General features: G+C 62.3%; 13 protein-coding genes. 5 read left to right on the top strand and 8 right to left on the bottom strand.

Translation table 11 applies throughout. The features are described 5' to 3' along the window. Nucleotides 1-74: 74 nt before the first annotated feature. The 4 genes from NKH57_RS03405 (at nt 75) to NKH57_RS03390 (ending at nt 2,904) form a co-directional block, all read left to right on the top strand. The gene (locus NKH57_RS03405; RefSeq protein WP_352941728.1) at nt 75-881 is read left to right on the top strand and encodes a transporter substrate-binding domain-containing protein; all 807 of its coding nucleotides are present in this window, start codon (nt 75-77) and stop codon (nt 879-881) included. 6 nt (nt 882-887) lie between these two features. After that, nucleotides 888-1,541: an amino acid ABC transporter permease gene (locus NKH57_RS03400; protein WP_352941726.1), complete on the top strand. Its 654-nt coding sequence runs from the start codon at nt 888-890 to the stop codon at nt 1,539-1,541. Then, nucleotides 1,541-2,188: an amino acid ABC transporter permease gene (locus NKH57_RS03395; protein WP_352941724.1), complete on the top strand. Its 648-nt coding sequence runs from the start codon at nt 1,541-1,543 to the stop codon at nt 2,186-2,188. Before NKH57_RS03400 ends, NKH57_RS03395 begins: the two co-directional genes overlap by 1 nt. A 281-nt stretch (nt 2,189-2,469) precedes the next feature. Further along, nucleotides 2,470-2,904, top strand: a complete 435-nt coding sequence (locus tag NKH57_RS03390; RefSeq protein WP_352601684.1) for an FKBP-type peptidyl-prolyl cis-trans isomerase — start codon at nt 2,470-2,472, stop codon at nt 2,902-2,904. A 206-nt stretch (nt 2,905-3,110) separates the two neighbouring features. Here the strand turns inward: NKH57_RS03390 and NKH57_RS03385 are convergent, their stop codons facing one another. From NKH57_RS03385 to NKH57_RS03350, 8 genes are all read right to left on the bottom strand, one after another. Then, complete coding sequence (locus NKH57_RS03385) at nt 3,111-4,004, bottom strand: aldose 1-epimerase (RefSeq protein ID WP_352728359.1); 894 nt, start codon at nt 4,002-4,004, stop codon at nt 3,111-3,113. Then, the gene (locus NKH57_RS03380; RefSeq protein WP_352941721.1) at nt 4,005-4,805 is read right to left on the bottom strand and encodes a FadR/GntR family transcriptional regulator; all 801 of its coding nucleotides are present in this window, start codon (nt 4,803-4,805) and stop codon (nt 4,005-4,007) included. It lies immediately after the preceding gene. Nucleotides 4,806-4,807: 2 nt separating this feature from the next. Further along, on the bottom strand, nt 4,808-5,809 hold the full coding sequence (locus tag NKH57_RS03375; protein WP_352941718.1) for an ABC transporter permease: 1,002 nt from the start codon (nt 5,807-5,809) through the stop codon (nt 4,808-4,810). Then, complete coding sequence (locus NKH57_RS03370) at nt 5,806-7,329, bottom strand: sugar ABC transporter ATP-binding protein (protein WP_352941716.1); 1,524 nt, start codon at nt 7,327-7,329, stop codon at nt 5,806-5,808. Before NKH57_RS03370 ends, NKH57_RS03375 begins: the two co-directional genes overlap by 4 nt. A 71-nt stretch (nt 7,330-7,400) precedes the next feature. Next, on the bottom strand, nt 7,401-8,384 hold the full coding sequence (locus NKH57_RS03365; RefSeq protein WP_352941713.1) for a substrate-binding domain-containing protein: 984 nt from the start codon (nt 8,382-8,384) through the stop codon (nt 7,401-7,403). 25 nt (nt 8,385-8,409) lie between these two features. After that, nucleotides 8,410-9,186: an SDR family oxidoreductase gene (locus NKH57_RS03360; RefSeq protein ID WP_023760273.1), complete on the bottom strand. Its 777-nt coding sequence runs from the start codon at nt 9,184-9,186 to the stop codon at nt 8,410-8,412. A gap of 5 nt (nt 9,187-9,191) precedes the next feature. Next, a complete protein-coding gene (dgoD, locus tag NKH57_RS03355) occupies nt 9,192-10,364 on the bottom strand; it encodes a galactonate dehydratase (RefSeq protein WP_352941710.1) in 1,173 nt (390 codons plus the stop codon). Between the two features lie 383 nt (nt 10,365-10,747). Then, nucleotides 10,748-12,151: an MATE family efflux transporter gene (locus NKH57_RS03350; protein ID WP_352941708.1), complete on the bottom strand. Its 1,404-nt coding sequence runs from the start codon at nt 12,149-12,151 to the stop codon at nt 10,748-10,750. A gap of 256 nt (nt 12,152-12,407) precedes the next feature. Between NKH57_RS03350 and NKH57_RS03345 the strand changes: the two genes are divergently transcribed. Then, complete coding sequence (locus NKH57_RS03345; protein WP_352601670.1) at nt 12,408-13,325, top strand: AraC family transcriptional regulator; 918 nt, start codon at nt 12,408-12,410, stop codon at nt 13,323-13,325. Nucleotides 13,326-13,528: the final 203 nt, after the last annotated feature.

The following is a 13,528-nucleotide window of genomic DNA, read 5'->3' as shown; positions in this document are numbered from 1 at the left end:
AGAAAGCAAAGGCGGCCGCCGTACTGGAGCCGGTGGCCGACCCAAACAAACAAAGCTTCCAGAGGGGAATAAAAATGACGATCCGAAAGACATTTGCATCCATCGCCGCCATGCTCGTGCTCAGCACCGCTGGTCTCTCATTCGCCACGCAGGCCGCCAGCGCCGATGCGCTGGCAGATATCACCAAGGCCGGCGCCATCAATGTCGGCGTTTTCGCCGATTTCCCGCCCTTCTCCTCGGCCAGCGCCGATATGAGCCTCAAGGGCTATGACATGGATGTCGCGCAATACATTGCCGACACGCTCAAGGTGAAGCTCAACCCAGTCTCCGTCACCGGCCAGAACCGCATCCCATACTTGAACGACCACCGCGTCGATCTCTTGATGAGCGTCGGCTATTCGAAGGAGCGCGAGCAGGTAATCGACTTCGCTGTCGCTTACGCGCCCTACTACATCGCCGTCATCGGACCGGCGGCTCTTTCGGTCAAGGGCAAGGAAGACCTCGCCGACAAGTCGATCGCAGTCAACCGCGGCACGCTGGAAGACACCTCGCTCACCGAGGCGGCACCGGCGTCTGCCGACATCAAGCGCTTCGACAACTACAATTCGGTGATCCAGGCCTTCATCTCGGGCCAGACGCAATTGATGGTCGTCGGCAACGATGTCGGCGCGCAGGTGCTGGCCAAGCAGGACGCGCTGAAGCCCGAGCAGAAGTTCCAGCTCCTGACCTCGCCCTCCCATATCGGTCTCAACAAGAATGAGGACAGCCTGAAAAAGGCGGTCAACGACGCCGTCGCCAAGATGCTGGCGGACGGCAAGCTCGACGAAAGTTCGAAAGCCTGGCTGAAGACGCCGCTCAATCCCGACAATCTCAAGGATTGAGTTTTCGTGGCTTTTGCCTGGCTTCCAGGTGCCGTCGGCGACATAGCGCGCGGCGCGGCCACGACGATCCTGTTGATCGCCGTGACCACGCTGGCGGGAACGTTCCTCAGCATCCTGGGTGCCGCGGGGCGCCGCAACGGCCCGGTGCTGCTCAAGCGGGCCATCGCCTGGTATGTCGAGATCATCCGCAACACGCCGTTCCTGGTGCAGCTGTTCTTCATCTTCTTCGGCTTGCCCAGCCTCGGCATCCGGCTCGACCCGGTGCTTGCCGCCATCATGGCGATGACGCTCAACATGGCGGCCTACACCATCGAGATCGTCGGCGCCGGGCTTGACGCCGTGCCCGGCGGGCAGACGGAAGCAGCGCTCTCGCTGGGCTTGAGACCACGCCAGGTGTTCGTCAAGATCGTGCTGCCGCAGGCGCTCAAGGTGATCTTTCCGGCGCTGACCAGCCAGATCGTCATCATGATGCTGGAGTCTGCCGTGGTGTCGCAGATCGCGGTGCGTGAGCTGACCTACGAGGCCGACATGCTGCAGGCGCGCACCTTCCGTTCCTTCGAGACCTATTTGGTCGTGACGATGGTCTATCTCCTGATGTCGATGGCCTTGCGCCGGCTGCTGGTCACCGGCCGCCGGCGCGTGCGGGGGGGTGGCGTGTGATGCTAGAATTCACCGTGAGGGACATCGTGCGCAACCTGCTGCTCGCCGCCCGCTGGACGGTGCTGCTATCGCTGGCGGCCTTCATCGGCGGCGGCATCGTCGGCCTAGTCGTGTTGTTCTTCAGGATCGCCAAGAATAAGTGGAGCCGGCGCGTCGCCTCCGGCTACATCGCCCTGTTCCAGGGGACGCCGCTTTTGATGCAGCTGTTCCTGATGTTCTTCGGTCTGCCGATGCTGGGCCTGCGCATCGAGCCATGGACGGCGGCGGTGCTCGGCCTCACCTTCTTCGCCAGCGCCTATCTGGCCGAAATCTGGCGCTCCGGCGTCGCCGCCCTGCCGCCAGGCCAATGGGACGCCGGCGCCAGCCTCGGCCTGCACTATCTGCAGGAGCTCAGGCTGATCATCCTGCCGCAGGCGTTTTCGATCACCCGCGCGCCCATCGTTGGTTTCCTGGTGCAGCTCATCAAATCGACGGCGCTGACCTCGATCATCGGCTTCGAGGAACTGGTGCGCACCTCCAACGCCATCAACAACGCCACCTTCGAACCCTTCAAGGTCTACGGGCTGGTGGCTCTGATCTTCTTCGTCATGTGCTTTCCGCTGACGCAGTACGCGCGGAAGCTCGAAAAGCGAGCGATGGCGCATTGAGGCCGAAAATGCACGTTGATGTTGACGAGCATCGACGGCGACTACACTGAGTGCGGTGCTGGCTTGGCCGGCGCTGAAGATCGCCGGCAGTATCATCGCACAGGCAGCACGCGAATGAAGGCGACGCATGGGGAAGCCAGTCGGCAGCTCTAGCGCTTTACATCTGCAGCCGAGTACCTAGTTTTAAAGCTTCGCACCGTGCACCTTCGTGCGTGGATGATCGAGAACGGGACCGTGAGCTCTGGCCGGCCCCATCAAAAACTTCCGAAAGGATGACTGCTATGACACAGGCCAAGAATGGCGACACCGTGCGCATCAACTATACTGGACGTCTGGCCGACGGCACTCAATTCGATGCTTCCGGCAGCGAACCGCTGCAATTCACGCTGGGTGAAGGGCAACTGATCCCTGGCCTTGAAACCCAGGTCGAGGGCATGGAGGTGGGTGCGAAAAGCACCGTCAAAGTTCCCGCCGAGGCCGGCTATGGGCCACACCGCCCTGAAGCGGTCATGACCATCGATCGCGCCAAGGTGCCAGACAACATCAACGTCGATGTCGGCACTCGATTGCAGGTTAGAACCGGCGACGGGCGCCCCATGCCTGTAACGGTCGTCGGCGCGGACGACTCCAGCGTCAAGCTCGACGGCAATCATCCGTTGGCCGGTAAGGACCTGGTGTTCGATGTTGAACTGGTCGAGATCGTTCAGGCGGCGTAGTTTCGGCGTCAACGGGATGAATCATGGCTGAAAGTTTGAGTCACCGGTTCGACTCAACCCGCAGCGCGAAGAATATGACGGTCGCCGAGCAACGGGCGGCCGTCCCATATCAATGTCCGAACACCAGCGGCGGCGCCAGGCGATCCCGCCGCAACAGCGCCAGAAGCAGCGCGCCGCCACGGCCAGCCGGGCGGCCGCTGTTGCCTTTACTTCGGTATAGGCAAAGATGAGACACGGAAGCTGCAACCTGCCACCAGGCTCTCGCCAGGGCCAAGCACCGTCAATCCATTCCATTTGTCGATCGAGCCGCGGTTGTGAGCATCGACGACATGACTTATCGGCTCGAAACAGAAGAAGTCGCTCGCCTGCGATGGCGAATAGACCTGGTAGAAGTTCAAAGGCGGCGACGCTTCGATCCTGAGGCCGCAATTTTGCTCCGGCCAACATATGGAAGCGACGCCGTCCCAGCCGGCGAAGGCATTGTTTATCCATCCGACCGGCAAGGCAGTCGGCGTGCCGAAATCCCAATCGGGACGGGTTTTGACATCCACGAACCCGTCGGGAAGATGGTCGGGCCGTTCGAGGCAGACCTGTGACGCCGGGGCGTGAAGCGTTGTCCGTGAGGTTCTGGGCAACCATGGATGGATGCCAAGCCCGAACGGAAGCCTGACCGTCGCGCGGTTGACGATTTGAAGCAGCAGTTCGAGCGTCTGGCCAGTCAGCGCGTAGCTCACCTCCGCGCGGTACCGGTACGGGCCGGGTCCCTCACTGATCAGCGACATCCTGGCTTGGTCCGGCGTCAGGCTGTCGACATCCCATGCGCTTGAAAATCCATTGCCGTGAATGGGGAACGGCTCGCCGGCAAGGTTGGGAAGCAGTTCGTGGAACTTGGCGTCGAAGGTGAAGCCGCCGCTCGAGATGCGATTTGACCAGGGCAGGAGCAAATTGCAGGCGAGATCGAAGGGGTTCGAACTCCCGTGCTCCGGCCATGGCCTGAACAGCGGCACGCGGCCATGGTCGAACCGCGCCAGACCTGCCCCAAGCGACGGAACAATTTCGGCGGACAGGTCGCCGCTTCGAATTTCAATGGTCTCGATCATTCAGACGGTATCGGCCTTGGCAGCGGCGGCCGGCTGTTGATGGCGACCCTTGCGGGCGACAGCGAGAAGGTCATTCGACGCGATGCCGATCAGCGCTTTCATCTGATCATGCGCGTCGTCGACCCTGCGCATGCGGATGGCTTCCAGCACGTCGCCATGCGCGCTCAGTGTCTGCTGGTAGTTGGCGGTGGCCGATGTGGTCAATCGGAAGGAGAAGCTCAGGGCCGCGGCAAGCATGTTGCCGAGATTGGCGAAAACCGGGTTGCGGCTGGCGCGCAGGATGGCGGTATGAAAGCGGACGTCGGCGTCGAGACAGGCGGCGAGGTCATCCTCCGGCGCTATCCGCATGGCCTCGTAGGCGGCTTCGATCACAGCGAGATCGCCCGAGGTCGCCATCTTCGCCGCAAGCTGAGCGGCAGCTGGCTCGATGACCAGCCGCGCCTCGATCAAGCCGCGAACAAAATCGAGATCGGGCTCGATATCGCGCATCCATTCGAGAACCTGCGCATCCAGCCTGTTCCATTCGCTCGACACACGCACGCGGGTGCCTGCCCGCTTGCGCGCCTCGATCAATCCCTTGGCCGAAAGCGTCAGCAGCGCATCGCGAAGCGCTGTGCGGCTGGCGCCGTAGATGACACACAGTTCAGCTTCCGTCGGCAGCAGCGCGTGCTGTGCATAGGTGCCGGCGAGAATGCGCTGTCCGAGATCGCGGGCGATACGATCCTTGAGGGATGACGTGGCGCCACCCCCGGCGGACGGATCCTGCTTGCCTTGACCAGTCGAAGCGGTCGCCGCGTCCATCATCATGTCCTGTTCAAGTGGTACTCGGCAATCACCACAGCAAGGATCAGCAGCGAGCCTTTTGCAAGCAATTGATAAAAGGTTGGTACCGACGTCAGTATCATTCCGTTGTTGAGCACGCCAATGATGGCGACGCCGAGCAACGCGCCGACAATCGTTCCCTTGCCGCCCTGCAAGGCGCAGCCACCCAGCACCGCCGCTGTAATGGCCTCGAGTTCCAGGCCCTGCGATCCGGACACAGGCTGCCCCGAGCCGGTGCGGGCGGCCAGCAGGATCCCGGCCAGACCGGCGGCAACGCCACTCATGATGTAGATGCCGACGCGGTAGCGGTTGATGTTGATGCCGGAGAAGCGGGCGACAACGGGATTGCCGCCGAGCGCATAGATGTTGCGGCCGACGATCGAGCGCGACAGGAAGAGATGAAACACGATCGCGGTCAGAACAAGAATCCAGATCAGCAGCGGCAGGCCGAGGATCCGCCCGATGCCTATGAACCGGAACGTGTCACTGAAGATGGCGATCGACTGGCCATCGGACATGATGAAGGCGATGCCCCGAAAAATAGCCATGGTGCCGAGCGTGGCAATGACCGCATTGACCCGTCCGTAGGTGATGATGATGCCGTTGACGAGACCGGCAAGACCGCCAAGCACCAGGCCGGCAACGATGCCCGCCGAGGGCGACCCGGTCGCCTGGATGGCCATTGCAGTCGATACGGTGGTCAGGCCGACAGTGGCGCCGACGGCGATATCGAGGCCGCCGGCGACAATGACAACCGTCTGGCTCATCGCCAGCACGCCGAGGATGGTGATGCCGAGACCGATGTTGAGCAGGTTTCGGCTGGAGAAAAACACATCGGCGCGCAGCGAACCGAAGATGACGACAAGAATGGCGAGCGCGACCAGCAGGCTGATGTTGTGAACGCCAAGGCGCTCCACTAGGCGCGAGGAAGCCCCCCTGGCGTCGGTCTGCACTTTCGAGGCGCGAAGCTCGAGGCTGTTCATTGGATGTGGTCTCCGAGCGCTGGTGCCGATTGCGGCATGGCGTGTTTGAGGATCGTCGCCTCGTCGATGTCGGGCCGGGACAATTCGGCGGTGATGCGGCCTCCCGCCATGACCAGAACCCTGTCGGCGAGGCCGATGAGTTCCGGCATTTCCGAAGAGATCAGGATGATGCCGATCCCGCTTGCCGCGAGTTCATCGATCAGTCGATAGATTTCCGCCTTGGCGCCGATGTCGATACCGCGGGTCGGTTCGTCCAGGATGAGCAGCATCGGCTGCCGGGCAAGCCAGCGCGCCAGAACGACTTTCTGCTGGTTGCCGCCCGACAGTTTTGAAACCTGTTCGTCGAGATTCGGAGCCTTGATCGACATCTTGGCTGCCAGCGGCGAGACAATCTCCAGCGCCTTGCGCCGATTGAAGAAGCCGAAGCTTGACGTCTTGTCGGGCACGCAAAGTGCCGCGTTGTCGAGAATGCTTCTAAAGAGCAGCAGCGCCTCGTGCTTGCGGTCTTCCGGGGCAAAGCCAATGCCGGCGACGATTGCCGCATGCGGACTGTTGGCGAGAACCGACACGCCATTCATGACTATGGTTCCAGCGAGGCGGCGGTCATAGCCGACAATCGCCTTTGCCAGTTCGGATCGGCCCGCACCCATGAGGCCGGCGATGCCGAGCACCTCGCCTCGGCGAACCCTGAGGCTGACATTGCTGACGCGGTCGGTGCTCAGGCCCGCCACGTCCAGCAACAGTTCTCCCGACCGCCATGTCTCGCGCGTGAACAGGTCGGCAATGTCGCGGCCGACCATGAGCTTGGCAATGGTTTGTTCGCTGGCACCGGCCGCCGCCGAATCGTCGACCAGGCGACCATCGCGCAAAACGACGATGCGGTCGGCAAGGTCGATGATCTCGTTCAACCGATGCGAGATGTAGACGATCGATGTTCCCTCTTCGCGCAGTCGGCGGATGACTGAAAACAGGCGGCGCGCCTCGTCATCTGTCAGCGACGAGGTCGGCTCGTCAAAGGCGATCAGGCGGCCGCCGGCGCGGATGGCGCGCATGATCTCGATCATCTGGCGTTGCGCCGGGCCGAGTGTGCTGCACAGTTGCCGCGGCCGCATGTCCTGCTGCATGCCGAAGGTCGCAAGCATCCGGTCCGTCTGTTCCTCCAGCTTGCGCCAGTTCAGCAGCACGCCCGCCAGTCGCGGCAATTCACCGACGAAGATGTTTTCGGCAACCGTCAGGTTCGGCACGATCTCCGGCTCCTGATGGATGACGCGAATTCCGGCCCGATGGCTGTCGCGCGGCTCGCCGAACACAATCGGCGTGGAACCGTGCCGCACGGTGCCGCCGTCGGGGCCGAACACACCTTCGAGGATACGCATCATCGTCGATTTGCCGGCGCCATTCTCGCCGACCAAAGCGAGCACCTCGCCCGACCGGAATGCGATCGAGACGCTGTCGAGCGCCTGCACGACGCCAAAGCGCTTCGATACCTTGTCGAGCGAGAAGAATTCCGGTTGGGTCAAGGCTCACTCCCTTGGAATACATGCAACCGAACAGCGTCATGCGCCTTGCGGCGCATGACGTGTAGCCGGGTTCACTTGCAGAGCTTGGCCTTGTAGTTCGAGGCAAAATTGTCGGCGGTGATGTATTCCGGGTCGGTGAAGGATTGAACCGGCAGCTGCGTTCCATCCTTGATCGAGGCCAACAGGATCTTTACCGCCAGGGCGCCGTGGTTTGCAGAGTTCAGCCACATCGTACCACGGAATGCCGAAGGCTTTCCGGATCCGAAGGCCTCACAGGCGCGACTGCCGTCAATGCCGATGCCCATGCCCTGGTCCGGGGTATAGCCGGCGTTTTCCAGGGCACGCGCCCCACCCAGCACGCCGTCGTCATTGCAGGAATAGAATATCCAGTTGGTGACACTGGGGTTGGCGGTCAAGGTGGTGGTCATCACGTCGATGGCATTGACCATCGTGTTGTCGTAGGGGACGCGAACGATGTTGGCAGGCTTGAAGTCGGGCACCGCCTTCAGAAACGCCTCTTCGGCGCCCTTGTTGCGCTGCATGCAGGTATCCGCCTTGCGGTCCTCGATCGAGGCGATGCGCACCTCTTTTCCGGCCCAGCCGCCGGTCTTGTAGAGCTTGGCCAGCTCTTCGCCCACCCGCGCGCCGATATTGTACGCATTCATCCCGACATAGGGGACCTGGGAGCCGTCCTGGTAGTAGATGTCGTCGTCGACCGCCACCAAAGGAATTTTCGCTGCCTTGGCTTTCTCGGCGATGACCGGTCCCAGCGCCTTGTCGGGAACGACGATGGCGATGCCCTTGACGCCGTCACCGACCATTGTATCGAAAGTGGTGATCGTCAAATTGGCGTCGAACTGGACGTCCTGCGATACGAAGGTGGCTCCGCCCGCCTCTGCCGCTTTCTTGGCGCCGCCGACTTCGGCGACGAACCATGGATGGTCACCCATCTTGTTGATGTAGCCGATCTTGATGTCGTCGGCGCTTGCCGCGCCGGCCATCAATCCGCCAGCCAGTATCGCCAGTGCTGCCACTGTCTTGGTCGTCGATTTCATGTGGATCCTCCCTGCTTGATGGTTGTCAGTCGTGGTAGAGAACCGAGCGGCCACCATCGATGGTGATCGTTTCGGCATTGATGAACGGCGCTTCGTCGGAAGCGAGGAAAACGGCCGTCATTGCAACCTCGTCCGGTCGGCCAATGCGCTTGGGCGGATGGAGGTCATAGGCCCGCCGCTTCTCCTCGGCGGGGTTTGGAAATGTGTTCCAGTAGGCTTCCGCGATCGGCGTCTCGATATAACCGGGGGCGATCGCGTTCACGCGGATGCCGCGCGCCGCATATTCGATGGCGAGCGAGCGGGTCAGGCCGACAAGCGCATGCTTGGCAACCGGATAGGGAAAAGTGTGAGGAATGATCTTGAAAGCGTGGCAACTGGCTATGTTGACGATCGATCCCGAACCGTTCGCCAACATCGTCGGTAGAACCGCCTTGGCGCAGAACCATGCGGCCTGGAGGTCGAGCTTCAGGCAACGGTCCCATTCCTCGTCCGGCATCAGCAGGGGTTCGTGGAAGACGTTGGCGCCGGCATTGTTGACGAGAACGTCGATGCCGCCATAAGCCGCTATCGTGTGGGCTACCATGTCGGCTACCGCCGATTGGTCCGTGACGTCGATTTCGACGAAAAGCGCATCGGCACCCTGGGCACGCAATGCGTCGGCGATTGCCTTGCCGCTTGCCGCATTCAGCTCGGCGATAACGGTCTTTGCCCCCTGCATGGCGAAGGCCCGGGCCGTGGCGGCACCAATGCCCTGTCCGGCGCCGGTGACGATTGCGATCTTTCCCTGAAGCCTGCCTGTCATGGCGCTCACCAATCGACCACGGTGCCGTCGGGCATGATCGCGTTGCGGGCATGCAACACTTCCTGCTTGAAGGGGTGGCGCGCTATGACATCCTCATTGACGGTGACGCCTAGTCCCGGCAGTTCAGGCACGTCCCAGCGGCCTGGTTTGCGTTGGATCGGCCAGGAAACGACGTCGTCGTACCAGGCGACCGCGCCGGACATCTCCTCCTGGATGATGACGTTCGGCGTCGATATGCCGAAGTGAAGTGCTGCAACGCCGGCGATCGGGCCGAGCGGGTTGTGCGGCGCAAGGCCGACGCCGGCCGTTTCCGCCAGGGCCGCGATCTTCTTGGTCTCGAGCAGGCCGCCGGTGTGGCAGATATCCGGCTGGGCAATGTTGAAGGCGCGCGCCGCGATCGAGTGGGTGAACTCGCGGCGCCCGATCAGCCGTTCGCCGGACGCGATCGGTACCGCCGATCGCGCGGTGATATGCGCCAGGCCGGCCACATCTTCAGGTGGCACCGGTTCTTCGGCGAACATGATGCGGGCCGGCTCGATCGCCTTGAGGTAGTCCATCGCCGCGTTGACGGAGGCCGGGCGTCCGTGAAAGTCGACCATGATGTCGATATCGGGACCGACGGCTTCGCGCAGCGCGCCAATCATGTTGGCGACGGCGTCCACCGCCTTCGCCGGCGAGACATAGTGGGTGTAGGGAATGCAGACGACCTTGACCGCGTCATAGCCGGCCTGCGTGACGATGCGTCCGCGTTCGACGATCATGTCCGCCGACCCGCTCTCATAGACCGCCTTCATGTCGCCCAGGCCGAGATGCGTGTAGGTGCGCAGATAGTTGCGAACCTGGCCGCCGAGAAGCCGCCAGACCGGGACGCCCAGCGATTTGCCCAGGATATCCCAAAGTGCGATCTCGATGCCGCTGACGGCTGACATTCCCTCGACGCCGAGACGCCAGAAGCCATGCCGCGTCAGGATCTGGTAGCACTGTTCGACATTGCGCGGGTCCTGCCCGATGAGCAGCGCCTCAAGATCCTGCAACGCGCCGACAACGGCACGCGTCTTCCATTCCAGCGTCGCCTCACCCCAGCCAAACAGACCGGGCTCGTCGGTTTCGACCCGAACGAAAACCCAGTTGCGCATTTCCGCATTGCAGACCAGCGCCTTGATGGCCGTAATTTTCATTGGTCCTCCCCGTGTCGTCTTTTTTTACGACATTATGTATGATTTATTACGGTGAAATATGTGCAAGTCAAGTGCGGCACGGCCGGGTTCATGTGGTATCTTGCTGGCAGTGCCGGCAGCAGGCAAAGCGTCATCAGGGCTGAGCCCTTCAACGTCGGCAATTCACGTCGATGCACGCAGGGCGTCAGAAAGCTCGCTCCTGGCCTTGCGAGCCTCGAAGCCGCCAGTCCGCCCCTCGGCCCGTACCGAGACACGTTCATTGGCTCGGCTAAGCGCCGGCTCACAGCGATTAGCCGACGTTTCGCGTCAGTTCTGAAGGCGCCGCTGGATGGGCCTCAAAGTTGGGACATATCGGCCATCTGGCAACGGGCGTCCGGTTACTCTCAGTGTCCGAACACCAGCGGCGGCGCCAGGCGATCCCGCCGCAGCCAGCGCGCCAGAAGCAGCGCCGCCACCACGGCCAGCCCCGACGACAGGCCGATCCAGATGCCGACGCCACGGAAGCCGAAATGGAAGGCGAGCAGCACGCCGAGCGGCAGGCCGACGCCCCAATATCCGATCGCGGCATAGATCATCGGCACCTTGGTGTCGTGCAGGCCGCGCAGCATGCCGGCGGCCACCGCCTGCGCGCCATCGAAGACCTGGAACAGTGCTGCGAAGGCGAGGAACGACACGGCAAGCGCGATCACCCTGGCATTGGCCGGATTGCTCAGGTCGATGAAGGCGCTGATCAGCGGATGCGGCCACAGGATCATCACCAGCCCCATCAGTGCCATGAACGAGACGCCGATGACGAAGGCGGTCCAGCCGGCGCGCGAAACGCCTTCCGGATTGCCGGCGCCGTGGGCAAGCCCGACGCGCACCGTTACCGCCTGGTTGAGGCCGAGCGGCACCATGAAGCTGATCGAGGCAATCTGGATGGCGATGGCGTGCGCGGCGAGCGAATCCGCGTCGATCAGGCCCATCAACAGCGCCGCCGCGTTGAAGATCGTCACCTCGAAGGCGAGGAGGCCCGCAATCGGCAGGCCGAGCCGCAGAAGGCCCCTGAAGCGCGGCCAGTCGGCGCGCCAGAAGCGCCCGAACAGACGGTAGCGCCGGAACTTCTTCTCCAGCATCACCACGACGGCCATGCCGACGAACATCAGCGTGCTGGACAGCGAGGTGGCAAGGCCCGAGCCCGCGATGCCCATCGAAGGGATGCCAAGATTGCCGAACATGAACAGCCAATTGAAGAAGGCATTGCAGGCGACGGCGACGAAGACGATGACCAGCGCCCAGCCCGGCCGCTCCAGCGCCGAGATGAACGAGCGCAGCACGATATAGCCGTAGAAGGGCAGCACCGCCCATTCGAGCCAGCGCAGATAGATGCCGGCCTGATGGGCGAGCGCCGGATCCTGGCCCATGGCCAGCAGAATGGCCTCGCCGTGCCACAGCACGAGCCAGATCGGGATCGAGATCAGGATCGCCAGCCACAGGCCCTGGCGCACGGTGCGGCGCAGGTCGCGCACCGAATGGCTGCGGCGGCCGAGCTCGGTCGCGATCATCGGCGAGGTCGCCAGCATCAGGCCGAGCCCGAAGATCAGCGGCATGAAATAAAGGTTGGCGCCAAGCGCGCCGCTGGCCAGAGTATCCGGCCCCAGACGGCCCATCATCATGACGTCGGTGGCCGTCATCGCGGTCTGGCCGAGATTGGTCAGCACCATCGGCCAGGCGAGCGCAAGCGTCGCCATGATTTCCTGGCGCCAAAGATTTTCCGGCGCGCGAGCGCCGGCTTCGATCGCAGACATTGTCCTGCTCTTTCCAGTTGCGGCACGTCGGCACGAGCCGGAAGCCGCATTTCAAACGGCAAAACCTTCGGTTTCGCGGCGTTTGCGCCAGCTTTTGGACGAAACGCGACATGAAGGCAAGAGAGGAGGAGCGGGAACAGATTGAGCCAGCCGGAACACCAGCACCACCACTGGTTGCCCCCGAGGTGCATTTCACACGTGGGCAATCGGCTGCTACGGATTGCATGGAGGGGCGACAGATTCCGGAGGAGGCAGGATGCAGTTCAGGCGCAGGAAGAACCCGGTCTCGATCCCGCGGACGGCACCGTCCTTCGAGCACATCGTCACCGAGGCGAGCGAAAGCTTCCTGTGGCGGCTCGACGACTATCCCTGGGAGCGCAACGTCTGGAACTTCCATCCGGAATACGAGATCCACCTGTTGCGAAAATCCTCCGGCGTGGTTCTGGTCGGCGATCATATCGGCGAATTCGGGCCGGGCTACCTGACCATCGTCGGTGGCGGGCTGCCGCATGACTGGGTGACCTCGGTGCAACCGGGAGAACTGATCGAAGGCCGCGACATCGTCCTGCAGTTCGATGCGCAGAGGTTGCGCGGATCGGCAGGCCTGTTGCCGGAATTGCGCGAACTGGAACCGTTCCTCGAACGGTCGCTGCGCGGCATGGTCTTTTACGGCCGCACCGCGCTGGATGGTGCCGACATCATGGAGCGGATGGGCGAGGTTAGCGGGCTAAGCAGGTTCTGTCTTTTCCTGGATCTCGTCGACCTTCTCGCACGCACCGACGAGTACGAATTGCTGTCGTCGCCTGATTTTTCGCCGGTTCTCGATGCCGCCTCGCTCGACATCATCCAGCGCACGCTGACCTATCTGTTCCAGCATTTTGCCGAGGATCTGAAGCTGCCGGAGGTGGCGGAACTGGCCGGAATGACGGAGAGCACGTTCTCGCGGTTCTTCCAGAAGAACACCGGCAACAGCTTCAGCGACCACCTAGCCAAGCTCAGGCTCTGGCAGGCTTGCAAGCTTTTGGCGGACACCGATATCGCGATCACCGATATCTGTTTTCAGGTCGGCTACATGAACATCTCGAACTTCAACCGCGCCTTCATGCGCAAGCACAAGATGACGCCGTCATCTTATCGCCGGCTGTCACGGCAGCGGCTGACAATGCGTGCATAAGCGCATCCTGAAATACCGTTTCAGACCAAATCGATACTCATGTGACAGGCGTCGTATCCCGGCGCCGGTTTTTGCACCGCACAATGCATAAAAGTACAGGTCTGCTGCAACGAGGCTTCTAGAGCGGAATGAATTGAGGCTGAATCGGCGTGGGATTCCCTTAGGCGTGCAAATCTGATTCAACCTTCATGCTGGGCAAGGAG

This window comes from Mesorhizobium sp. M1050, from assembly GCF_040318715.1.
GTDB lineage: Bacteria > Pseudomonadota > Alphaproteobacteria > Rhizobiales > Rhizobiaceae > Mesorhizobium.
The sequence above is the reverse complement of the archived record's forward strand: the minus strand, read 5'-3'. Positions and strand labels throughout refer to the sequence as shown.